This is a genomic window from Pseudomonas sp. BGA-UO-ETr-WB11, from assembly GCF_059567785.1.
Window position 1 is genome coordinate 129,917 of the sequence record NZ_JCAQOS010000007.1, and the last position, 21,546, is coordinate 151,462.

At 61.8% G+C, this 21,546-nt stretch carries 18 protein-coding genes; 10 read left to right on the top strand and 8 right to left on the bottom strand.

Going from position 1 to position 21,546, the window contains the following annotated elements; genetic code table 11:
• Positions 1-58: 58 nt before the first annotated feature.
• The 3 genes from AC56DI_RS11455 to AC56DI_RS11465 all read right to left on the bottom strand — a co-directional run bounded on the left by AC56DI_RS11455 (position 59) and on the right by AC56DI_RS11465 (position 5,545).
• Positions 59-745 carry a spermidine synthase gene (locus AC56DI_RS11455; protein WP_496346270.1) on the bottom strand — a complete coding sequence of 229 codons (687 nt, stop codon included), beginning with the start codon at positions 743-745 and terminating at the stop codon, positions 59-61.
• 385 nt (positions 746-1,130) lie between these two features.
• Complete coding sequence (locus AC56DI_RS11460; RefSeq protein ID WP_496346271.1) at positions 1,131-3,515, bottom strand: DNA polymerase II; 2,385 nt, start codon at positions 3,513-3,515, stop codon at positions 1,131-1,133.
• Positions 3,512-5,545, bottom strand: a complete 2,034-nt coding sequence (locus AC56DI_RS11465; protein ID WP_496346272.1) for a S9 family peptidase — start codon at positions 5,543-5,545, stop codon at positions 3,512-3,514. Before AC56DI_RS11465 ends, AC56DI_RS11460 begins: the two co-directional genes overlap by 4 nt.
• Positions 5,546-5,670: 125 nt before the next feature.
• Here AC56DI_RS11465 and AC56DI_RS11470 point away from each other — a divergent pair, with 125 nt between their 5' ends.
• The 5 genes from AC56DI_RS11470 to AC56DI_RS11490 all read left to right on the top strand — a co-directional run bounded on the left by AC56DI_RS11470 (position 5,671) and on the right by AC56DI_RS11490 (position 9,396).
• Positions 5,671-6,153, top strand: coding sequence for an MFS transporter (locus AC56DI_RS11470; protein ID WP_496346273.1), 483 nt, complete (start codon positions 5,671-5,673; stop codon positions 6,151-6,153).
• An 86-nt stretch (positions 6,154-6,239) separates the two neighbouring features.
• Positions 6,240-6,689, top strand: a complete 450-nt coding sequence (locus AC56DI_RS11475) for an HIT family protein (RefSeq protein ID WP_496346274.1) — start codon at positions 6,240-6,242, stop codon at positions 6,687-6,689.
• Between the two features lie 3 nt (positions 6,690-6,692).
• Positions 6,693-7,466: a class II glutamine amidotransferase gene (locus tag AC56DI_RS11480; RefSeq protein WP_496346275.1), complete on the top strand. Its 774-nt coding sequence runs from the start codon at positions 6,693-6,695 to the stop codon at positions 7,464-7,466.
• A gap of 29 nt (positions 7,467-7,495) precedes the next feature.
• Positions 7,496-8,020 carry a DUF2937 family protein gene (locus AC56DI_RS11485; protein ID WP_324522187.1) on the top strand — a complete coding sequence of 175 codons (525 nt, stop codon included), beginning with the start codon at positions 7,496-7,498 and terminating at the stop codon, positions 8,018-8,020.
• Positions 8,021-8,349: 329 nt separating this feature from the next.
• Positions 8,350-9,396, top strand: coding sequence for a PDZ domain-containing protein (locus tag AC56DI_RS11490; protein WP_496346276.1), 1,047 nt, complete (start codon positions 8,350-8,352; stop codon positions 9,394-9,396).
• A gap of 189 nt (positions 9,397-9,585) precedes the next feature.
• On the opposite strand, the gene AC56DI_RS11495 is transcribed toward AC56DI_RS11490, so the two are convergent.
• On the bottom strand, positions 9,586-10,764 hold the full coding sequence (locus AC56DI_RS11495; protein WP_324522190.1) for a vWA domain-containing protein: 1,179 nt from the start codon (positions 10,762-10,764) through the stop codon (positions 9,586-9,588).
• A gap of 140 nt (positions 10,765-10,904) precedes the next feature.
• The gene (locus tag AC56DI_RS11500; protein ID WP_496346277.1) at positions 10,905-11,750 is read right to left on the bottom strand and encodes an AAA family ATPase; all 846 of its coding nucleotides are present in this window, start codon (positions 11,748-11,750) and stop codon (positions 10,905-10,907) included.
• Positions 11,751-12,036: 286 nt separating this feature from the next.
• Here AC56DI_RS11500 and cysK point away from each other — a divergent pair, with 286 nt between their 5' ends.
• Both cysK and AC56DI_RS11510 read left to right on the top strand, forming a co-directional pair.
• Entirely contained in the window at positions 12,037-13,011 is a 975-nt protein-coding gene (gene cysK / locus AC56DI_RS11505) for a cysteine synthase A (protein WP_496346278.1), read from the top strand.
• Positions 13,008-13,586 carry a tetratricopeptide repeat protein gene (locus AC56DI_RS11510; RefSeq protein WP_496346279.1) on the top strand — a complete coding sequence of 193 codons (579 nt, stop codon included), beginning with the start codon at positions 13,008-13,010 and terminating at the stop codon, positions 13,584-13,586. The genes cysK and AC56DI_RS11510 overlap by 4 nt, the downstream gene beginning before the upstream one ends.
• Positions 13,587-13,607: 21 nt before the next feature.
• Here AC56DI_RS11510 and AC56DI_RS11515 read toward each other — a convergent pair whose 3' ends face one another.
• The 3 genes from AC56DI_RS11515 to AC56DI_RS11525 all read right to left on the bottom strand — a co-directional run bounded on the left by AC56DI_RS11515 (position 13,608) and on the right by AC56DI_RS11525 (position 17,697).
• Complete coding sequence (locus AC56DI_RS11515) at positions 13,608-14,513, bottom strand: DMT family transporter (RefSeq protein ID WP_496346280.1); 906 nt, start codon at positions 14,511-14,513, stop codon at positions 13,608-13,610.
• Between the two features lie 393 nt (positions 14,514-14,906).
• Positions 14,907-15,683 carry a TorF family putative porin gene (locus AC56DI_RS11520; RefSeq protein WP_496346281.1) on the bottom strand — a complete coding sequence of 259 codons (777 nt, stop codon included), beginning with the start codon at positions 15,681-15,683 and terminating at the stop codon, positions 14,907-14,909.
• Between the two features lie 247 nt (positions 15,684-15,930).
• Positions 15,931-17,697, bottom strand: a complete 1,767-nt coding sequence (locus AC56DI_RS11525; RefSeq protein WP_496346282.1) for an amidohydrolase — start codon at positions 17,695-17,697, stop codon at positions 15,931-15,933.
• A gap of 105 nt (positions 17,698-17,802) precedes the next feature.
• Between AC56DI_RS11525 and AC56DI_RS11530 the strand changes: the two genes are divergently transcribed.
• From AC56DI_RS11530 to aceK, 3 genes are all read left to right on the top strand, one after another.
• Positions 17,803-18,717, top strand: coding sequence for a LysR family transcriptional regulator (locus tag AC56DI_RS11530; RefSeq protein WP_496346283.1), 915 nt, complete (start codon positions 17,803-17,805; stop codon positions 18,715-18,717).
• A 99-nt stretch (positions 18,718-18,816) separates the two neighbouring features.
• Entirely contained in the window at positions 18,817-19,725 is a 909-nt protein-coding gene (locus AC56DI_RS11535) for a LysR family transcriptional regulator (protein ID WP_496346284.1), read from the top strand.
• Positions 19,726-19,823: 98 nt separating this feature from the next.
• Positions 19,824-21,545: a bifunctional isocitrate dehydrogenase kinase/phosphatase gene (aceK, locus tag AC56DI_RS11540; protein WP_496346285.1), complete on the top strand. Its 1,722-nt coding sequence runs from the start codon at positions 19,824-19,826 to the stop codon at positions 21,543-21,545.
• The last annotated feature ends 1 nt before the right edge of the window (position 21,546 follow it).

Below are 21,546 nucleotides of genomic sequence, written 5' to 3' on the forward strand. Positions count from 1 at the left end.
TCGTTTGATCACATAACCGAAGCTTAACCCGTTCTCTATGACGGCTAAAGCACGCCGGTTAGCCCTTGAGTTTGCTGCCGATCCACAGGGTGTGTTTGGTGCCCTTGTTGCCGTGGGCGTAGACCTGCACTTCCTCAACCTTGAAGCCGGCTTTGCCGACCTTCTCGGCGAACTTGCGGTCGGCGCTGGCTGACCATACCGCGAGGATGCCGGCCGGGCGCAGGGCGCGGTGGCAGGCGTGCAGGCCGGCCATCGAGTACAGCCAGTTGTTGCCGGTGTGGGTCAGGCCTTCGGGGCCGTTATCGACGTCCAGCATGATGGCGTCGAAGCCCAGGGGTTCGCTTTTGATTACCTCGGCCACATCCTGGCAACGGATCTCGGCGCGGGGGTCGAGGATCGGCATGCCGGCTTTCTCGCCCAGCGCGCCGCGGTTCCACTCGATCACCCCGGGCACCAGTTCGGCCACCACCACCTTGCCGTTCTTGCCGATGTGCTGCAGTGCCGAGGCCAGGGTAAAGCCCATGCCCAAACCGCCGACCAGGCCGCGCGGTGCTGGGCGACCGGCGATGCGCTTGCAGGGGATTTGCGCCAGGGCATCTTCCGAGCCGTGCATGCGCGTGTTCATCAGCTGGCCGCCGTCGCCGCCCTGGATCTTGATCACGAAGTCTTCGCCGTACTCGAACAGGCACAGGGCGCCGCCGTTGTTGGGGATCGGGGCGGTATCGAGCAGGACAAAGCGCTTCATGGTGGTCTCGGCTGGCGGCGGCGGGAATCGAAGGCCGGCAGTCTACCTTGATTCGACCAGCAGGCAGCCCTTTGGCCGAGTGGTTAAACCTGTTGTGTTGCAGCGCAAGCGTTTCAACGTAGATGCCGGCAAGCGCTGTTCTTTACAGTCAACAGCTTCGCGGTCAAGACCGCTCCCACGGGGCCGTGTGTGCTTTCGCCTGCGCGACGCAGTGACAGTTGCAGCAGGCAAGAGAAAGAGCCCAACCGCTCGATGCAGTACCTGCATTAGGCCCTCTCACTGGGCGGGATGGCGTTAGTGTTTGTGGGAGCGGTCTTGACCGCGAAGCTTTAACACCGGGCCATCTGCCCACGTCGGGGCCGCAAAACCGACGCCAACCGAATGCCTAGAACAGCCCGAGTTGGCCGCCCACCAGGGCGCTGAAGTCGTCGTCGACGAAGGGCAGGATGGCGTCGGCCACCGGCTGCAACTGGCGGGTCAGGTAGTGCTCGTAGTCGATGGGCGCGCTGCGTGCTTCCAGCGGTTCCGGGCCGGCGCGGGTGATCACATAGCTGATCCAGCCGCCGCTCTGGTATTGCCGGGGCCGGCCGTGCAGGTCGTTGTAAGCGTCGGCCAGGCGCGCGGCGCGTACGTGGGGCGGCACATTGCGCTCATAGTCGTCGAGTTTGCGGCGCAGGCGTTTGCGGTACACCAGCAACTCGTCCAGCTCGCCGGCCAGGGTGCGTTGCACAAAGTCGCGCACATAGGCCTGGTACGGTTGGCGCTTGAAGATGCGCAGGTACAGCTCCTGCTGGAACTGCTGGGCCAGCGGCGACCAGTCGCTGCGCACGGTTTCCAGTCCTTTGTAGACCATCTCCTGGCTGCCGTCGGCGCGGCGCACCAGGCCGGCGTAGCGCTTCTTGCTGCCTTCTTCGGCACCGCGAATGGTGGGCATCAGGAAGCGCCGGTAGTGGGTCTCGAATTGCAGCTCTAGGGCGCTGTCCAGGCCCAGTTCGCTGTGCAGGTGCTCGCGCCACCACTGGTTGACCCGCTGCACCAGTGCGAGGCCGATGCGTGTGGCGTCGGCTTCGTCGTGTTCGCGGCCGAGCCAGACAAAGGTCGAGTCGGTGTCGCCATAGATCACCTGATAACCCTCGGCTTCGATCAGGGCGCGGGTGCGGTGCATGATCTGGTGGCCGCGCAGGGTGATCGAGGAGGCCAGGCGCGTGTCGAAGAAGCGACAACCGCTGGAGCCGAGCACGCCGTAGAAGGCGTTCATGATGATCTTCAGCGCTTGTGACAGCGGCTGGTTATGCTCGCGCTTGGCGGTTTCCCGGCCCTCGGCCACCCGCGCGACGATGCCCGGCAGGCAATGGCTGTGGCGTGAGAAGCGGGCGCCAAGAAAACCCGCCACCGAGTTCCCATCGTCAGGCTGCTGCAGACCTTGCACCAAACCCACGGGGTCGATCAGAAAGGTACGGATGATCGACGGGTAGAGGCTCTTGTAGTCCAGCACCAACACCGACTCGTACAACCCCGGCTGCGACTCCATGACGAAACCACCAGGGCTGGCCTGCGGCGGGCGCTCGCCGAGGTTGGGTGCAACAAAGCCCTGGCGGTGCATCAAGGGCAAATACAGATGAGTGAAGGCCGCCACCGAGCCGCCGCTGCGGTCGACGGCCAGGCCGGTGACGGTGGCGCGTTCGAGCAGGAAGGTGAGCAGCTCGGTCTTGGCGAAGATCCGCGTCACCAGCTCGCAGTCACGCAGGTTGTAGCGCGCCAGGGCAGGCTTGTCCTCGACGAACATGCGGTCGATTTCGGCCATGCGCTGGTAGGGGTTGTCGATCGACTTGCCTTCGCCGAGCAGGGTCTGGGCAACGTTTTCCAGGCTGAACGAGCTAAAGCGCCAGGTCGCCTCGCGCAGGGCTTCGATGCCGTCGATCAGCAGGCGCCCGGCCGCCGAGGCGAAGTAATGCTGGTTGCCGCTGCCATGCTCACGCCAGAGCATTTCCGCGCCGTCACGGCCGAGGCGCAAGGGGATGGCCAGGCGCCGCGCATGTTCGTGCAGCACGCGCAGGTCGAACTGCACCAGGTTCCAGCCGATGATGGCGTCGGGGTCGTGGGTGGCCAGCCACTGGTTCAGGCGCTCCAGCAGTTGCCCGCGGCTGCTGCAGTACTCCAGTTGGAAGTCCACCGCTGGGTCCGCCGCTTGGGCCCGGCCGAGCATATACACCTGGCGTTGGCCGCAGCCTTCCAGGGCGATGGAGTACAGCTCGCCCTGGGGGTTGGTTTCGATGTCCAGGGAGACCAGGCGCAGGGGTGGGCGATAGTCCGGCGCGGGCTTTAACTGGGCATCGAACAGCACGCCGTCGGCACCTGGGCGGCCGCTAAAACTCACGGGTGCGGTGATAAAGCGCTCCATCAGGTAGCGCTCGGGCGGGCGAATATCGGCCTCGTAGACATCCACCCCGGCACCACGCAGCAGCTTGTCGAGGTGCAGCAATTGGCGGTAGTGCTGGCAATACAGGCCGAGCACCGGCCGCTGCTGGAAGTCGCGCAGGCCCAAAGGGCGCAACTCGACATCGCGTTCGCCCTGCAGCAGCGCCTCGGCTTGGGCGCGCTGGGCTTCTGGGATAAACGCCACGGCGGGCTGCTGCGACAGGCGCAGCAGGCGCGGGCCGGCATCGGTGGCCAGCCAGAACTCGACCTCGGTGCCGGTGGGCGTGTCACGCCAGTGCTGGGTCAGGACAAAGCCCAGGGCTGGCGCGGTGTTGGCCGCCGCTGCGGTCATGGCGCGCTCGCGAGCACCTTGAGCAGGAAGCTGTACTCCAGCGCCACATCCTTGAGCGCCTGGTAGCGGCCGCTCATGCCGCCGTGGCCGGCGTCCAGGTCGGTTTTCAGCAGCAACAGGTGGTTGTCGGTCTTGCTCGCGCGTAGCTTGGCCACCCACTTGGCTGCTTCCCAGTACTGCACGCGGCTGTCGTTGTAGCCGGCCACAGCGAGGATCGCCGGGTAGGCCTGGGCGCTTACGTTTTCGTAGGGCGCGTAGGACTTGATCCGCGCGTAGACCTCGGGGTCATGCGGGTCGCCCCACTCGTCGTACTCGGTGACGGTCAGCGGCAGGTCGGGGTTCTGCATGGTGTTGAGCACATCGACGAAAGGCACTTCGGCAATCGCCGCGGCAAACAGCTCGGGGCGCTGGTTAAGCACCGCGCCGATTAACAAACCGCCGGCGCTGCCGCCGCTGATGGCCAACTGCTGCGGGCGGGTGTAGCCGCTGGCGATCAGGTGTTCGGCGCAGGCGATAAAGTCACTGAAGCTGTTGGCCTTGTGCTCCAGCTTGCCGGCGCGGTACCAGGCCTCGCCCAGCTCGCCGCCGCCGCGCACATGGGCGATGGCAAACACGAAACCGCGCTCCAGCAGGCTCAGGCGCGCATGGGAAAACCACGGGTCGAGGCTTTCGCCATAGGCGCCGTAACCGTACAGGTAAAGCGGTGCCGGTTGACCGAGCACCTCGCGTTTGGCCACCAGGCTAATGGGGATTTGCGTGCCGTCGGCAGCGCTGGCCCACAGGCGCTGGCTGACGTAGGCGTCGGCATCGAACGGGCCGAGCACCGGGGTTTCCTTGAGCACCTGTTGGGCGCCGCTGGCCAGCTCCAACTGGCGGATTTGCGCCGGGCGATTGAGCGCTTCGTAGCGCAGACGAATCAGCGGGCTGGCAAATTCTAGGGTGTCCTGCACCGACAGGCTGTAGGCGGCATCCGGCAACTGCACGCGATAACTCGGCATACCGTGGGGATGCACCTGAATGATCGGCAGGCCGGCTTCACGCAGGCTCAGCACATAGGCGTCAGCGTTCAGGCTCAGGCCTTCGAGCATCACCTGCGGGTCATGGGCGATAAGCTCGCGCCAGTGCTGACGCTCTGGCTGGGCTTCGCTGGCGGCGTAGAGCGCGAAGTTGATGCCGCTCTGGTTGCTGCGGATCAGCCAGGCCCACTGGCCATCGAGCTGGCCGTGGTCGACGTCGTATTCGTGGTCGTCCTCGCGCGGCGCCAGGCAGCGAAACTCGCCTTGGGGCGTGGCGGCATCCAGCACCCAGCTTTCGCTGGTGGTCTTGCTGCTGAGCAGGAGGATCAACTGGCGCTCGGAGCTGGAGCGATAGCAATGCAGAAAGAAGCGCCCGTCGGATTCCTCGAACACCAACTCGGCGCCGTCCTGGCCCAGGGTGTGGCGATACAGCTTGTGCGGCCGGTGGGTGTCGTCCAGTTCGGCGAAGAACAGGGTCTGGTTGTCGTTGGCCCAGGTCAGGCTGCCGTCGCAATCGTCGAAGGGCAGGGCAGTGATGGCGCCGCTGGTCAGGTCCTTAACAAACAGCTGATAGATCTCATCGCCGCTGGTGTCCAGGCTGTAGGCCAGCAGGCTGTGGTCGGGGCTTATAGTGAAGGCGCCGAGGGCGATAAAGCCGCCGTCGGCCAGGGCGTTGGGGTCGAGGAGCAATTGCTCCTGGGCTGGGTCGACGCTCAGCGCTCCATCGGTCGGGCGCGGGCAGCGGTAGTGACGCGGGTATTCGTCGCCGGCGGTGGTGCGCTGGTAATACAGCCACGGGCCCCAGGGCGAGGGCAGCGACAGGTCGGTCTCGCGGATGCGGCCCTTGATCTCCTCGAACAACTGCTCGCGCAACGGCCCTTGCTCGGCCAGTTCAGCCTCCAGATAGGTGTTTTCGGCGCGCAGGTGGGCCAGGACTTCGGCGTCGTCGCGTTGCTCCAGCCAGGCGTACGGGTCGGCACTGCTGGCTTGGCGGGCTATCGGGGCGTGCGGCATGGGCGGTTCTCTGTGGGTGTGAACGGTTGATGCAGGCGGTTGGCGCGGACGGCGGGCGGGGGAGGCCGCGACGGGCAAAAGCCGCTATCATAAGCGCCCTTTTGCCAGCCCGGCCATGAACGCGCATGACTGAACACGACTATCTGCTCGCCTGGAGCCTGTATGGCGCTGCCGCCTTGGGTTGCCTGCTGGTTTGGCTGCGCATGACTGGCTGGCTGTGGCGCTGGCTGCGCGAGCCGCTGCGGGTGATTATGGCGGTGCTGCTGTTCTCGCCCACGGTGGTCGACCCGGCCAAAGAGCAGTTCGCTCCGGCGATCGCCATCACCGCCCTCGATTTGCTGCTGAAAGTGGGCAACAACGCCTGGCGCGCGGCGGCGGACCTGAGCATGTACGCCATGCTGGCCATGGGCGTGTACCTATTGTTCGCCCTGATCCGCTGGCCGTTTGAGCGCCTAAGCCAGAAGCACCGACAGGAGCGCGCGGCCGCCGCCGGTGCTGACGACGAGCCCACCCTGCGCGAAGTGCTGCAGCGTGACCCCGCACCGCAAGCTGATACACGCATCGATCAGCACGGCGATCGCCGTCTGCGCATCGAACCACGGCTGTAATTGCCGCGCCCGGAGCGCTGCGCAATTGGCCCTTGCCTGGCCTGCGGCGGGCGTTCAGCATGGGTTGTTCGAGCTAGGGAATGCCCATGAATTGCGTGTTTTGTGCCATCGCCGCCGGCCAGATGCCGGCCCATCTGCTGCATGAGGATGAACACTTCCTCGTCCTGCTGGATATCTTTCCGTTGCGCCCGGCCCATGTGCTGATTGTCAGTCGTGAACACGCGCCGCTACTCGGCGATCTGTCCGTACCCGCCCGCGATGCTCTGCTGGCGCTGGCCGCACGGGTGACCAAGGCCCTGTATGGCTGCCCGGAACTGGGCGTGCAGGGCATCAATCTGCTGCTCAATGACGGCCCGGTGGCCAATCAGCATGTGCCCCATCTGCACCTGCATCTGTTGCCGCGGCGACGTGGCGATGTGCCCGCGTTGCTGTGGCGTATTCTCACGCGTTTTCTACCGCTGGGGCGCACGCGCATCGAGGCGCGCCTGCAGCGGGAAGTCCAGTTGTTACGCCGCGCCTTGCAGGCGGAGGGTTGAGTCATGTGTGAACTGCTGGGCATGAGCGCCAATGTGCCGACCGATATCGTGTTCAGCTTTACCGGGCTGATGCAGCGCGGCGGCGGTACCGGCCCGCACCGCGACGGCTGGGGTATCGGCTTCTATGAGGGGCGTGGTTTGCGCCTGTTCCAGGACCCGGCAGCGAGCGTCGAGTCCGAGGTGGCGCGGCTGGTGCAGCGCTACCCGATCAAGAGCGAAACAGTGATCGGCCATATCCGCCAGGCCAACGTCGGCAACGTCTGCCTGGCCAATACCCATCCGTTCGTGCGCGAACTCTGGGGCCGCAACTGGTGCTTCGCGCACAACGGCCAACTGGCTGATTTCGCTCCCGCGCCGAGCTTCTACCGGGCGGTGGGCGATACCGACAGTGAGGCAGCCTTTTGCGATCTGCTCAACCGCGTGCGCCAGGCGTTCCCCGAGCCGGTGACGGTGGAGATGCTCTTGCCGGTGCTGGTGCAGGCCTGCGCGCACTACCGCAGCCAGGGTGTGTTCAACTGCCTGCTCAGCAACGGTGACTGGCTGTTCAGTTTTTGCTCGACCAAGCTGGCCTATATCACCCGCCGGGCACCTTTTGGCCCGGCCTGCCTGACCGATGCCGAGCTGACCGTGGATTTCCAGGCGGAAACCTCGCCCAATGATGTGGTCACTGTGCTGGCCACGGCGCCACTGACCAGCAACGAGGCCTGGATGCTGATGCGCTCAGGCGAGTGGCGCCTGTGGCGCCGTGGTGAATGCATTGCCGATGGCAGCGTGTAACGCCGTCCGAAAACTTCAGGGAGAGGAATATGTTGCGCAGCTATCTACGTTTGTTGGTGTTTACCTTTGGCTTGCTGGTGGGTGTGCAGGTGCCAGGGTTTATCACCGATTACAGCCAGCGCCTGGAGGCCCACCGGCTGGAAGCACAGCAGAGCCTCAAGGGCTTTCGCGCGACTGCACAGAAGTTCTTCAAGGGCGATCTGGACGCACTGGTGGCCCATTACCGGGTGAGTGACGACCCCGTGATGCGCAGCGACGGCCAGAGCGTGGCCGCCCTGGTCAGCCGTGATGCGCAGCTGGAGGCCGAATGGTGGGCTATGCAGGGCGCCTGGTATCAGCGCGTCTGGCACCTGATCACCGCAGCCGACCGGCCACTGCTGGAAGAAACCTACAACGGCTACAGCTACCAAGTCTTGCTGGCCCCCCAAGCCATCGCCTGGGGCCTCAGCTGCGGTTTGCTGCTGGCCTGGTTGGTAGAAGGTACGCTGCTGACCCTCGCTGCCCTGGCCGGCCTGGGTCGCAGCCGGCAGGTGCAGTCGCGCCATTGGCGTTAATTGGTGGTTGAGTTGGGTGGCCTTCGGGCTGGCCTGTTTCCAGGCTCCAGCCCCTATGAAGCTTGGCTGTTATCGACCCATCGCTGCTGGTGACGACTGGCAAAAGTCGGCCAGGAGCGGACATTTACTTGAAGCACTCACGCCTGATTAGCTACTAAGTCTGCGGCGACCCGCGCCGTCGATGCGCCTCCTTTCGCTGTGCGGGCCGACCGCATGCTGCAAAAAGATTTAGGCCAACAACCGTTAACAGTTGATATACAAAATCATGTCGAAATTGCCATTATGCCAATAGATACGAGCGCGTATGTTTCATTACCTTGGTGATTTAAATGCTCATAGACATCTCGAAGTCAGCCCGCTATTTCGCCATAGCCTGCTGCTTTTCAGGCATCAATGGCTGTGCCTCCGATGGAGGTCTAGGAGAACTGGCCACGATGGGCGCAATAGCGGGGTCGATGATGCCAGGCGTGGACTCAGGGACAGTGGCTGCTTTAGGGACAGTTGCCGTCGCAACTATGGTCGTTGTGCCAGTTCTTTCTGACGACTCGGAAACGGACCCTTCGCCATCATCGCCATCTGTCGCGCCGGAAATACTCGCCCCCGTACCAACAGCCAGCAGGAGTCAGGCGGCCGACAATCTAGGCCTTACTCTTGAAAGTCTTAGTCCCGAATTGGTCAAGGCTCTGGGCCTCAATGATACGAATGGTGCCTGGGTTGTCAGCGTCACACCGGATAGCCCGGCGGCCAAGGCAGGGATCAAGCCCATGGACGTCATTCAGGATTTATCTGGGCAACTGATCAACGAACCCAGCGATTTCATGGCGATTGCCGGAAAGTTGCGCTCTGGCTACAAGGCGCCCTTGAGCGTGTGGCGTAATCGCGTCAATCATGAGTTGATCCTAGCCATTCCAGCAGGAATAAGCGCACAAGCAGTCACATCCTCGCCTGCAATGCATGCCCGTTTAATTGCGAAGGAAGAGATCACTGCCCCTGCTTCAGCAAAGAGCACAGATCCAACTATTTTGGAGTTTTGTTATGTGTACCTTATGTCCAATGATTACCAAAAAAATCCGGACGCGCTGTCCACTGTATTCAATGATCCGAGTACAAACGCATCGTCCCAGCAACTGATAGAAATAACCAAGAAGTTCGTGCAGAAAGTCGCGGTACAGCAACCAGGGGTCTGGCAAACCTTCGACTACAAGCGGGAGAGCTGTTCACCTGCAGTGGGTGTTTGCTCCGCTTGGGTCGACCCTTTTGGGGGGCCGAGACAAAGCGTAGTGTTGCGCTGTTTTTCCTCCTTGTCGGAGGCTAACAAAGAGCAATCGGAAGACAGGTTACTTGACCCTACCGCGCGGATAGTTATCTACCCCTAATTTTTCTGCTAAATATCCTTGCGCAAATACTAGCCAAGTATGTCCGCTCTTGGCCGATCACAGCCAGTCATATCCCTGAAGTGCATGGCCTAGGCAGGCTATAAATTCCGTAGCCTTTCCGATCCTTGCGCATGATCTAAAACCAATAAATAACGGGCCCACTTGGGCCCGTTATTTATTGCACTTGGTTTACTTGGAAAGAAACCGCATCCCTTCTTCCAGCCCGCTCAGTGTCAGCGGGTACATCTGATCTTCCACCAGTTCGCGCATGATGTTGGTCGAGGCGGTGTAGTTCCAGGTGTCCTTGGGGTAGGGGTTGATCCAGATAAGCTTTTTGTACTTCTCCATAAAACGCTTGATCCACAGGTAGCCCGGCTCTTCGTTCCAGTGTTCGACGCTGCCGCCGGCCTGGGTGATTTCGTAGGGGGCCATGGCTGCGTCGCCGACGAACACCACTTTGTAGTCGGCGCCGTACTTGTGCAGCAGGTCGAGGGTGGAGAAGCGCTCCGAGGTGCGGCGCAGGTTGTTCTTCCACACCGACTCGTACACGCAGTTGTGGAAGTAGAAGTACTCCAGGTGCTTGAACTCGGTCTTGCAGGCGCTGAACAGCTCTTCGCAAACCTTGACGTGGGCGTCCATGGAGCCGCCGATGTCGAACAGGATCAGCAATTTGACCGCATTGCGGCGCTCCGGACGCATCTGGATATTCAGCAGGCCGCCGTCGCGGGCGGTGAAGTCGATGGTGCCGTCCAGATCGAGCTCATCCTGGGCGCCTTGGCGGGCAAACTTGCGCAGGCGACGCAGGGCGACCTTGATGTTGCGCGTGCCCAGCTCGACTTGGTCGTCGAGGTTTTTGTACTCGCGCTGGTCCCAGACCTTGACTGCTTTGCCCTGGCGCTTGCCGGCGTCGCCGACGCGGATGCCTTCCGGGTTGTAGCCACCGGAGCCGAACGGGCTGGTGCCGCCGGTGCCGATCCACTTGTTGCCGCCTTCGTGGCGTTCCTTTTGCTCTTCGAGGCGCTTCTTGAACTCCTCGATCAGCTTGTCGAGGCCGCCGAGAGACTCGATCCGGGCGCGCTCTTCGTCGGTCAGGGAGCGCTCGAATTCTTTGCGCAGCCATTCATCGGGGATCAACGCCTCGATGTGCTGGTTGAGGTTTTCCAGGCCCTTGAAGTAGGCGCCGAACGCGCGGTCGAACTTGTCGAAATGGCGTTCGTCCTTGACCAGAATGGCGCGGGCAAGGAAGTAGAACTCGTCCATGTCGGCGAACACGACGTTGTGCTTGAGCGCATTGAGCAGATCAAGCAGCTCGCGCACCGACACCGGTACCTTGGCGGCACGCATTTCGTTGAACAGGTTGAGCAGCATATAAGTTGCCCTCCGGGAAACAGGTGACAATCCCCTCTCCCTTGGGGGAGAGGGCTAGGGAGAGGGTGGGGGCAGGCGACGCGCGGTCGCTGATACCCTCTCCCCCGGCCCCTCTCCCATGAATGGGAGAGGGGAGGCAATCAGCGACTACCGCGACGGCTCATAAACGCCAGGCGCTCAAGCAGCATTACATCCTGCTCGTTCTTCACCAGGGCGCCGGCCAGTGGCGGGATGGCCTTGGTCGGATCGCGTTCGCGCAGTACCGCTTCGCCGATGTTGTCGGCCATCAGCAGCTTGAGCCAGTCAACCAGTTCGCTGGTGGAAGGCTTTTTCTTCAGGCCTGGCACTTTGCGCACGTCGAAGAATACGTCGAGGGCTTCGGCCACCAGGTCTTTCTTGATGTTGGGGTAGTGCACGTCGACGATCTTTTGCAGGGTGCCGCGATCGGGGAAGGCGATGTAGTGGAAGAAGCAGCGGCGCAGGAAGGCGTCCGGCAGCTCTTTTTCGTTGTTCGAGGTGATGATGATGATCGGCCGTACTTTGGCTTTGATCGTCTCGTTGGTCTCGTAAACGTAGAACTCCATCTTGTCGAGTTCTTGCAGCAGGTCGTTAGGGAACTCGATGTCGGCCTTGTCGATCTCGTCGATCAGCAGGATGACCCGCTCTTCGGACTCGAAGGCTTCCCACAATTTGCCCTTCTTGATGTAGTTGCGTACGTCGTGGACCTTGTCCGAATCCAGCTGCGAGTCGCGTAGGCGGCTTACCGCGTCGTACTCGTACAGGCCCTGGTGGGCCTTGGTGGTGGACTTGATGTGCCAGGTGATCAGCTTGGCGCCAAAGGACTCGGCCAGTTGCTCGGCCAGCATGGTCTTGCCGGTGCCAGGCTCGCCCTTGACCAGCAGCGGGCGTTGCAGGGTGATGGCTGCATTGACCGCCAGCTTGAGATCGTCGGTGGCGACGTAGGACTGGGTACCTTCGAACTTCATGGGGAAACCTCGGACGCTAAAGCCAGCGGCGAAACTGGACAGTACAGTATTGGAAAAGCCGACTATAACGCGCGGGCTAGTGGCCTGTGAACGCAGACGCAGCATTCAGTCACTGAATGACGAGTCAGCAAACTCTGGGTTGAAGGGTGTTAGCGTTTCATTCCCCGCTCATTGTGTGTCCATGGTGCCTGCGCTGAAGCGGAAACAGCTCCCAGCGACTAGACGGCCTCAAGCCGGCACCTTAGGCTTGGTTGATTATCAGCGACGCAGACAGGAGGACTTCGTTATGAGCCGCATTTATGCAGATAACGCACAAGCCATCGGTAATACCCCGCTGGTGCGGATCAATCGCCTGGGCCCGCCTGGGGTAACCATTCTGGCCAAGATCGAGGGTCGCAACCCGGCTTATTCGGTCAAGTGCCGGATCGGCGCCAACATGATTTGGGATGCTGAGGAGCGCGGCGTGCTCAAACCGGGCATGACCATTGTTGAGCCAACCTCGGGCAATACCGGCATCGGTCTGGCCTTCGTGGCAGCCGCCAAGGGCTACAAGCTGCTGCTGACCATGCCTTCGTCCATGAGCCTGGAGCGGCGCAAAGTGCTCAAGGGCCTGGGCGCCGAGCTGGTGCTGACCGAGCCGACCAAGGGCATGAAGGGCGCCATCGACAAGGCCACGGAAATCGCTAACAGCGACCCGAGCAAGTACTTCCTGCCGCAGCAGTTCGAGAACCCTGCGAACCCGGCGATCCATGAAAAAACCACCGGCCCGGAAATCTGGAATGACACCGACGGCAACGTCGATATGTTGGTGGCTGGCGTCGGCACGGGCGGTACCATCACCGGCATTTCGCGTTATTTCAAACATGTGCAGGGCAAGGCGATTGTTTCCGTGGCCGTCGAGCCGATCACTTCACCGGTGATCACCCAGGCCCGCGCTGGGCACGAGCTCAAGCCTGCGCCGCATAAGATCCAGGGCATTGGTGCCGGCTTTGTACCGAAGAACCTCGATCTGAGCATTGTTGACCGGGTTGAACTGGTGAGCGATGACGATGCCAAGGCCACGGCCCTGCGCCTGATGCGCGAAGAAGGCATTTTGTGCGGGATTTCCTGTGGCGCGGCGATGGCGGCAGCCGTCCGTATAGCCAGCGAACCACAGATGCAGGGCAAAACCATCGTGGTGATCCTGCCGGACTCCGGCGAGCGTTACCTGTCGAGCATGCTGTTCGACGGGCTGTTTACCGAACAGGAAATGGTTCAGTGAGAAAAACCCTTGTGTATGGATTGGCGGTGCTGCTGAGCGGCACCGTCCAGGCGTCGGCCACGGACGACTATCTGAATGGTCTCAAGGCGCTCGACGCGGGTCGCCAGAGCGAAGGCCTGTACCTGCTGGAACAGGCTGCAGTAGCCGGTATGCCAGAGGCGCAGTTCCGCCTGGGCGAGCTGTTGTCCGGTCAGGATGGTGAGCGCTGGCTGCGTTCAGCCGTGCGTCAGGGCTCGGTGCTGGCGGCCAATAGCCTGGCGCAGCGCTATTACGACGACACCCGCTATCGCCGCGCCGCTCAGTGCTGGTTGCTGGCGGCCAAGCAGGGCAATAGCGAGGCGCAGTCGCGTCTGGGCGCCTTGCAGGTGATCGGTTACGGGTTGCCTAAGGATCCGGTGCAGGCCTATGCCTGGCTGAACCTGGCCGCCAGTGCCGGCGATGCCGACGTGGTCGAGCTGCGCGACACCCTGGTGGAGCAGTTGGGCAAGGAGCGGCAGATGGCTGGCGAGGCCCTGTCCAGGGACTTGTTGGAACATCCGCCAACCCTGCCGGGCGAGCCGCCCTGCGGCGAGTGAAGGTGATTCTCGCGCGTCGTCTTAGGCGGCGCGCGGGTGCTCCGCTGCAACGGCGGGCTTAAGCACCAGATACAGGGCCAGCAGAATCAGTGCGCCACCGTACAGATAGGCCCACGACAGCGGCTCATCGAGCAATAACACCCCCCAGAACACCCCGAATGGCGGAATCAGAAAGGTCACGGCCATGGATTTCAGTGGGCCGATATCGCTCAGCAGCTGGAAATACAACACATAGGCCAGCGCCGTGCAGAGCAGCCCCAGGCCCAGCAGTGACAGCCAGACGTTAAGCCCGCCCCAGCTGGCCGGTGGTTGCTGCCACAGCGTCCAGGCAAACAGCGGCAGCAGGAACAGACTGGCGCCGAGCATGCTGCCAAAGGCCGACAGGCGACTGTCGAGGCCGCCTTGCTGGTCCAGCCAACGCCGCGCGAGGAAGCCAGCAAAGCCATAACAGGTGGTGGCAAGCAGGCAGGCCAGGGCGCCCCATAGCAATTCCAGGCTAAACGCCAACGGTCCGGTGCGGGTTAGCACAGCCACCCCGAACAGGCCAAGAAACACCCCAAGGCCTTTGTTCAAGGTCATGCGCTCGGCAAAAAACAGGGCACCGATGAGCGTGCCCATCAGCGGCGTGGTGGCGTTGAAAATGGCTGAGTAGCCGGCTGGCAACACCAGGGCGGCGAGGGTGTACATCAGCGCCGGCACGCCGGAGTTGATCACTCCGAGCAGCAGCACCTGTTTGAATTTGCCGTGAAAATCCAGCTTTACGCTCAGTACCAGAAGCAAGGCGAACAGGCCGAGCCCCGCCAGTATCACGCGAAAGAACGCGGTCGGCACGGCGCCAAGCACCGGGGCCGCCACGCGCATAAACAGGAAGCTGGCACCCCAGATGGCGGCAAGGCCGATCAGGCGCAGATAAGCAGAGGTGGACACGGCACAAGCTCGCAAGCGGAGTAGGCCGACCATTGTTGGTGGCAATGGCGGCCAAGGCAATGCGTATGTGTTTGGCCGCGGTGCTGACAATAATGCAGTTTCGTAGTCGGAGGGTCTTATGTTTGACGCTGTTTGAAACACAAGACCTGTGCCCATACGGGTTCGTGACGGTTATACGTTTCATCAGCAGCGCACCGCGCCACTGGCTCGGCTGCGTCACCGAGTCGCCTGGATTCGCGGCCAAGGCCGCTCCCACAGGGTTTGCGTCAGGCGCAATTTTTGTGGGAGCGGTCTCGACCGCGAACGGCGTATGCCGCGATTTTGTGGCGATATACGTATCATCAACCGCCTATCGCCACATTAGCCGTCCAGCCAGCCCTTCGCGGATGGGGGTTAGAAAGTCTTGCTGGCGCTAGCCACCAGGGTTGCGCTGCAGACGTCGTCGTACCCCATAAAGTTCAGGCATTCGGCTTTTGACAGGTCGGTGTCGATATAGCTCAGGCCCCAGCTCACGCCGAGCAGGTCGCGGGTCAACTTGACTTCCCAATCGCGGTAGTCGGAGCGACTGCTGCTGAAGTCGCTGTTCCAGAACGCCTCGTCCTTGTAATCGACATATTCATAGCGGGCTTCGAAGCCGATCTCGGCCGGCAGCAGCGTGCGGTAACCGATAAAGGCCGAGGCTAGGTCTTCGTTCTGGGCGCCGGTGTGCCAGTTGCCGTTTTCATCTTCGTAGTCTGGGCCTTTTACGTTGCTGGCGTATTTAGCCCCCAGCAGTACGCCGTAGGCGTCCAGAGTGGCCTGGACATCACTTTGGTTGTATTGGCTCGCGCCGGAGAAATCATATTGGGTGTACCAGGCGTCGAGGCTGATGGCGTCGCTGATCTGCCAGTAGTAACCGGCGAAATACTCAAGTTCCTGGCGGGCTTGATCATCATGGCCAAAGTCGACATTGGAGGTCCAGACCCCGGCATACAGGCCGCTGGCGTGACTGAGCATCACGTTGAGCTGGGCCGCCGGGTCGCCGAGGGTTTGCGAGATGCCGCTGGCGCGGTAGTCGCTGACCAGGGTGGGGGTGACGAGCAGGCTGAACTGCTCATTGATGTCGATGGCTTGGGCGCAGAGGGGCGCGAGCGCCAAGCTGGCGAGGGCGAGAGCGATCAATCGGTTCATGTGTACATCCCTATTTTTATGTTTGTGCGGGGCGTGGGGTGAGGCTGCGCCCGACCCGGCGGTAACGGCGTTACAGCGTTACTGCCGAGAGGGCGGCAGCGACTTTGTTTTGCCGCTGTTCACGTTCTGGGTTGAGGGCGCCATTGGGCTTGTGTAGGAGCGGATTTATCCGCGATGCCGTTTGCCTTGAAAGCATCGCGGCTGAAGCCGCTCCTACGGCGTGAGGCCATAGCCTTGGTTTTTGCTGTTACTGCGCCTGGGCAACAGCGGGCGTGGCTTCGGCGCGGTACACCGACTTGCCGGCAAAGAAGGTTTCGAGCACCTGGGTGTCGAACAACTCGGCATCGCTGACCTTGAACACGTCACGGTCGAGGACGATCAGGTCGGCTTGCTTGCCGGGTGCCAGGGAGCCGATTTGCTGGTCCAGGCGCAGAGCCTTGGCTGCATTCAGGGTGTAGGCGTAGAACATGGTTTCGCGGTCGATGCTTTCCTTGGCATTCAGGACGCCCAGCGGACCTTTACGGGTGCTGGCCTGGGCGATGGCGTTCCATGGGTTGGGGCTGGACACCGGCCAGTCGCTGGCGCCGGCAATGGTGGCGCCGGCCTTGTGCAGCGATTGGGCGGGATACTGGTGGCTGTAGGTCATGGCGCTGACGTAAGGCTTGACCAGTTCCTCGGTGTAGCTCTCCGCAGTGGCCCACAGCAACTGCATGGAGGCGATCACGCCAAGTTCCTTGAAGCGTGGAAACTCCTTCGGGTTGACCAGTTGCAGGTGGCTGATGCTGTGCGGCATAGGGGTTGGGTTGAGCTTGCGTGCGTATTCCACGCCGTTCAGCGTTTCACGCACCGCGCGGTCACCGACGGCGTGCATATGTACGATCCAGTCGCGTTTCTCTGCCGCGGCTACCAGCTGGCCAAAGTTGGCCGGGTCGATCAGCAGCTCGCCGCGCTTGAGGCTGTTTTTAAACGGATCGATCACCGCCGCGGTCTGCCCGGGGAACTCCATAACCCCGTCGGCAAAGATCTTGATGCCGGGGAAGCTCAGGTTGGGCACGCCCTTGAACTGCTGCACGACCTTGTCGATCACGGCTAGATCGGCCGGCTTGCTCTTCGGGTTGGCGATCATCAGGGCGGCGACGTGGGCACTGAGTTCGCCGTTTTCGGCGAGCGTGCGGTACAGCGGCAGAACGCCGGTGGTCGTATCGGTTGGGATTAACTCGAATACCGAATCACCGAGGCCGGCATTGGCGGCAGCGTCCATCCAGGCGGTCACGCCAACCTGATTGTTAAGTTTCACCGCTTCACGGGTCGCATCGAGCATGAATTCGTGGCTAGGCGCTGGCAGTTGGCTGCGTACCCGGTCCCAAGCGTTCTCAGCTAAATAGCCGTTAGGGGTGAAGTCGGCTGCATGGCCGAAATAGTTTTGCTCTTTCTCGGGCAGGCTCTTCACCAGGGCGGCGTCGATCTTGACCCGTTTGAGCATGGCATTGTTGGCCCAGCCGGTGTGCCCGTCGATGCCGTTGAGCACTACCGGTTGGTCGGCCCAGCGACCCTGGTTGAAGATCTTGCCAATTTCAGCGCTTTGCTCCCAATAGGCCGAACTCGCGCCGTCAATCAGGATTACGTCAGCGTGGCGTGCATGCCCAGCGTTGTCCTGCTCGATGATCCACTGCTCAAGCTCTGCCAGTGGTTTCACTTCGTCATACAGGTTGGCCCCCATGCTGGCCATAGCCCCCATGACCGGATGGCTGTGGGTGTCGATCATGCCGGGCATCAGCACCTTGCCGGCCAGGTCGATCCGCTGGGTCTTGGCGTCGGCCAGGGCGTTGATCGCGGCATTGCTGCCAACCTGGAGGATTTTGCCGTCCTCCACCGCCACGGCCTGTTGCAAGGCCTGGCCGGGTTCGCCGGTAAACACCTTGGCGTTGGTGAGGATCAAATCGGCGGCGGCCATCGATTCCAGTGAGGCACAAGCCAGCGCAGCGCTGAGCAGGCTTGGAATAAACCGTTTCATGGTGACTCCCTTGTTTTTATTGGGCTTGCTGCGAGACTAAGCAAGTTCGTCTGGCAGCGGAATGCCCGGTTCGGGCACAACTTTTGTTCCTGTTGGGAGTCAATGGTGGATAAATTCAACGCGCTGACCACGCTGGTGTGTGTGGTCGAGCAGAACAGCTTTAGCCGCGCCGCCGAGCAGCTGGGCAAGACTCCGTCGGCCGTGGCCAAATCCATTGCAGCGCTGGAGGAAGAGCAGGGCATCCGCCTGTTCGAACGCACCACTCGGCGCATGCAATTGACCGAAGCCGGGCGCCTGTATGCCCAGGCTGCGCGCGAAGCCCTGAATTGCCTGAACAATGCCAGCGAGGAAATCGGCCAGATGCAGCACGGCCTGCATGGCGAGTTGCGCATCTCGGCGGCGCTGGCCTTTGGCCCGGCGTTTCTGGCCGATGTCTGTGCGGCGTTCTGCCTGGCGCACCCGCAGCTGCGTTTGCAGGTGGACTTGAGTGACAACGACCAGTTCATCCTCGAAAGCGGCCACGACCTGATCCTGCATGAAGGCGCCTGCGACATTCCTGGCCTGATTGCCCGGCCGGTGGGCAGCAACCGCATTGTTCTGAGTGCCAGCCCGGCCTACCTGGCGCGTCAGCCATTGCCAGTGACGCCGGCGACCTTGGGCGAACATGAGTGGCTGATGTACAAGCACCCGGCACTCAGCCGCCATTACTGGACCTTTCGTCAGGCCGAGCAGGTGATGCGCATTGAGCAGCCAGTGCCACGCATCCTCAGCGACAACTACGACTTTCTCCTGGCCAACGCAGTGGCCGGCGCTGGCCTGTTGATCACGCCCTGGTGGAGCGCCGCACCGTACCTGGCCGATGGCCGCCTGGTGCGCCTGATGAGCGATTGTGAGCTCGATCCGGATGCATTCGGTGTGCACATCCTGGCCGTCTACCCGAGCCATCGACGGGCGACCCACAAGGTCCAGGTATTTATCCAGTTCCTCGAAGCCTTCCTGCGCGAACGGGGTTATGCCTGAGTTTTGCTGTGCCTGAATGGCAAGAATATCTGGCTAGGATTCAGTCCCTGCGCCGCGCTACTCTTGGTTAATCGTCATGGCTGTGCCGCAGAGGAATAAATGGACAAGCTCAGTGCCCTCAATATGTTTGTCGTCACCGCCGAACTGGGCAGTTTCAGTCGTGCGGCTGAACAGTTGGGCAAGACCCCGTCGGCGCTGACCAAGGCGGTTGGCCATCTAGAAGACGAACTGGGCGCGCGGCTGTTCGAGCGCTCGACCCGGCGCCTGGTGCTGACTGAGGCCGGCTTGCTGTACCTGGACACAGCCCGACAAGTGCTGGCCAGCCTACGTGAGGCCGGCGAGGAGATTGGCCAGTTGCAGCACAGCCTGCACGGCACCCTGCGTCTGACGGCACCGCTGGCCTTCGGCCCAGCGTTTTTCAATGAGGCCTGCGCGGCGTTTATGGCTGAACACCCGCAACTGAAACTGCAGGTCAATCTCTGCGACGATTATGTCGATCTGCTGGAGGCGGGTATCGATCTAGCCCTGCGCGAAGGCCGTGGCGACTTGCCTGGGATGATCGTCAAGCCGCTGGCGGCCAGTCGTATCCTGCTGTGCGCCAGCCCTGAGTATCTGCAGCGTTGCGGCACGCCGCAGGTAGCCAATGATCTGCTCAGCCATCAGGCGCTGATTTACGAGCATGTGGTGCTCGACCGGCGCTGGCGCCTGAGCCTCAATGAGCAAACCTTTACTCTGCTTCCCCTGGGGCGTTTGAGCAGCGATAACTACGACCTGCTGCTGGCGGCCTGTCTGGCCGGCCAGGGCGTGCTCGATTGTCCGCATTGGAGTGTGCAGCCTTTGCTAGCCAGCGGCCGGTTGGTGCAGGTGCTGCCCGACTACCAGATCGCCCCGGATGCCTTCGGCCCGCTGATCCTCGCCATGTACCCCAGTCACCGCCGCGCCACGCGCAAAGTGCAGGCGTTTATCGAGTTTATCGAGGCTTACCTGCGTGCCCGGCAGCTGGCGTAGGGCCTATGCCGTTTCAATCGCGGCAACCTGGCTTGCGATCAAGCGGCAACAGACTCTAAGCTCGCCACTCTTTCTTTTCTCCGCGTAGAGGCTTTCTCATGCCACAGCAATGGCCGGCCGGCAATATCGCCAAGCTTATCCTCGAAGGCTTTGACGATTACCGCGAGCACTTCCGCCAGATCACCAATGGCGCGCGAGTACGTTTCGAGCAGGCGCAGTGGCAGGAAATCCAGCAGGCATCGGCCGCGCGGATTAACTTGTACGAAGAGAAAGTCGCCGAGGTGAGTGAGCTTTTGCACCAGGCCCACGTCGACGAGGTGCTGCTGGATGTCAGCCAATGGCCGCTGGTGAAGAGCGCCTATATCGCCCTGATCGATCTGCGTTTTGACGACGAGCTGGCGGAAACCTGGTTTAACTCGATTTTTTGCGGCCTGTTCAAGCACGATCAGATCAGCGACGGCTGCATGTTTATCCACACCACGCGCCCGGCGCTGCGGGTCAACGAGCGGGCGCCGCAGGTGCGTCAGTATCACCCCCAGGGCGACCTGGAGACGGCACTGCGCCAGTTGTTCGAGGATTACCGCTTCGAGGTGCCTTATGAGGACCTAGAGCGTGACCTTGGCCATGTGCTCAGCCAGTTGCGGCAGAACCTGCCGGACTGGGTGTGCAAGGACCCGGAGCTGTGCATCGAGCTGTTCGCCTCGCGCCTGTACCGCAACAAGGGTGCTTATGTGGTGGGGCGTATCTTCACCCGTGATGAGCAGTGGCCGCTGGTGATTCCCTTCCTGCACCGCGAGGGCCAGGGCATCCAGGTGGACGCGCTGATTACCGACGAGGCAGAGGTGTCGATCATCTTCTCCTTCACCCGTTCCTACTTCATGGTACGGGTCGGCTATCCGGCGGAGTTCATTGGCTTTTTGCGGCGCATCATGCCGGGCAAGCACATTGCTGAGCTGTACACCTCGATCGGCTTCTACAAGCATGGCAAGTCGGAGTTCTATCGCGCGCTGATCAACCACCTGGCCAATGTGGATGACAAATTCATCATGGCGCCGGGCGTGCGCGGCATGGTCATGAGCGTGTTCACCCTGCCGGGCTTCAATACCGTATTCAAAATCATCAAGGACCGTTTCTCGCCGTCGAAGAACGTCGACCGTGCCACCGTGTTGGAGAAATACCGCATGGTGAAAAGCGTCGACCGCGTCGGGCGCATGGCCGATACCCAGGAATTTGCCGACTTCCGCTTCCCGCTGAGCAAGTTCGACCCCGAGTGCCTGGCCGAGTTGCTGGAAGTGGCGCCGTCTACGGTACAGGTCGAGGGTGATGTGGTGCTGGTGCGCCACTGCTGGACCGAGCGGCGCATGACGCCGCTGAACATCTACTTGGAGCACGCCAACGAGGCCCAGGTACGGGATGCGCTGGAGGAGTACGGTCTGGCCATCAAGCAATTGGCGGCGGCCAATATCTTCCCCGGCGACATGCTACTGAAGAACTTCGGCGTCACCCGTCACGGCCGCGTGGTGTTCTATGACTACGACGAAATTTGCTACCTGACCGAAGTGAACTTCCGCAAGATCCCCCAGGCCCGCTACCCGGAAGACGAAATGTCATCCGAGCCGTGGTACTCGGTAGGGCCGCTGGATGTGTTCCCGGAGGAGTTCCCGCCGTTCCTGTTTGTCGATATTCGCCAGCGTCGGCTGTTCAATCAGTTGCATGGCGACCTGTTTACCTCCGAGTACTGGCAAGGGCTGCAGACCGCCATTCGTGAGGGCAAGGTGATCGACGTGTTCCCTTATCGACGCAAGGGCGATGCGGTCTGAG

Bases quoted from the DNA above. Each gene is read 5' to 3' on its own strand.
- AC56DI_RS11465 (WP_496346272.1), bottom strand. From the start codon at position 5,545: ATGCCGCACGCCCCGATAGCCCGCCAAGCCAGCAGTGCCGACCCGTAC.
- AC56DI_RS11520 (WP_496346281.1), bottom strand. From the start codon at position 15,683: ATGAACCGATTGATCGCTCTCGCCCTCGCCAGCTTGGCGCTCGCGCCC.
- AC56DI_RS11500 (WP_496346277.1), bottom strand. From the start codon at position 11,750: ATGAAGTTCGAAGGTACCCAGTCCTACGTCGCCACCGACGATCTCAAG.
- AC56DI_RS11485 (WP_324522187.1), top strand. From the start codon at position 7,496: ATGTTGCGCAGCTATCTACGTTTGTTGGTGTTTACCTTTGGCTTGCTG.
- AC56DI_RS11525 (WP_496346282.1), bottom strand. From the start codon at position 17,697: ATGAAACGGTTTATTCCAAGCCTGCTCAGCGCTGCGCTGGCTTGTGCC.
- cysK (WP_496346278.1), top strand. From the start codon at position 12,037: ATGAGCCGCATTTATGCAGATAACGCACAAGCCATCGGTAATACCCCG.
- AC56DI_RS11480 (WP_496346275.1), top strand. From the start codon at position 6,693: ATGTGTGAACTGCTGGGCATGAGCGCCAATGTGCCGACCGATATCGTG.
- AC56DI_RS11495 (WP_324522190.1), bottom strand. From the start codon at position 10,764: ATGCTGCTCAACCTGTTCAACGAAATGCGTGCCGCCAAGGTACCGGTG.
- AC56DI_RS11460 (WP_496346271.1), bottom strand. From the start codon at position 3,515: ATGACCGCAGCGGCGGCCAACACCGCGCCAGCCCTGGGCTTTGTCCTG.
- AC56DI_RS11470 (WP_496346273.1), top strand. From the start codon at position 5,671: ATGACTGAACACGACTATCTGCTCGCCTGGAGCCTGTATGGCGCTGCC.
- AC56DI_RS11475 (WP_496346274.1), top strand. From the start codon at position 6,240: ATGAATTGCGTGTTTTGTGCCATCGCCGCCGGCCAGATGCCGGCCCAT.
- aceK (WP_496346285.1), top strand. From the start codon at position 19,824: ATGCCACAGCAATGGCCGGCCGGCAATATCGCCAAGCTTATCCTCGAA.
- AC56DI_RS11490 (WP_496346276.1), top strand. From the start codon at position 8,350: ATGCTCATAGACATCTCGAAGTCAGCCCGCTATTTCGCCATAGCCTGC.
- AC56DI_RS11455 (WP_496346270.1), bottom strand. From the start codon at position 745: ATGAAGCGCTTTGTCCTGCTCGATACCGCCCCGATCCCCAACAACGGC.
- AC56DI_RS11535 (WP_496346284.1), top strand. From the start codon at position 18,817: ATGGACAAGCTCAGTGCCCTCAATATGTTTGTCGTCACCGCCGAACTG.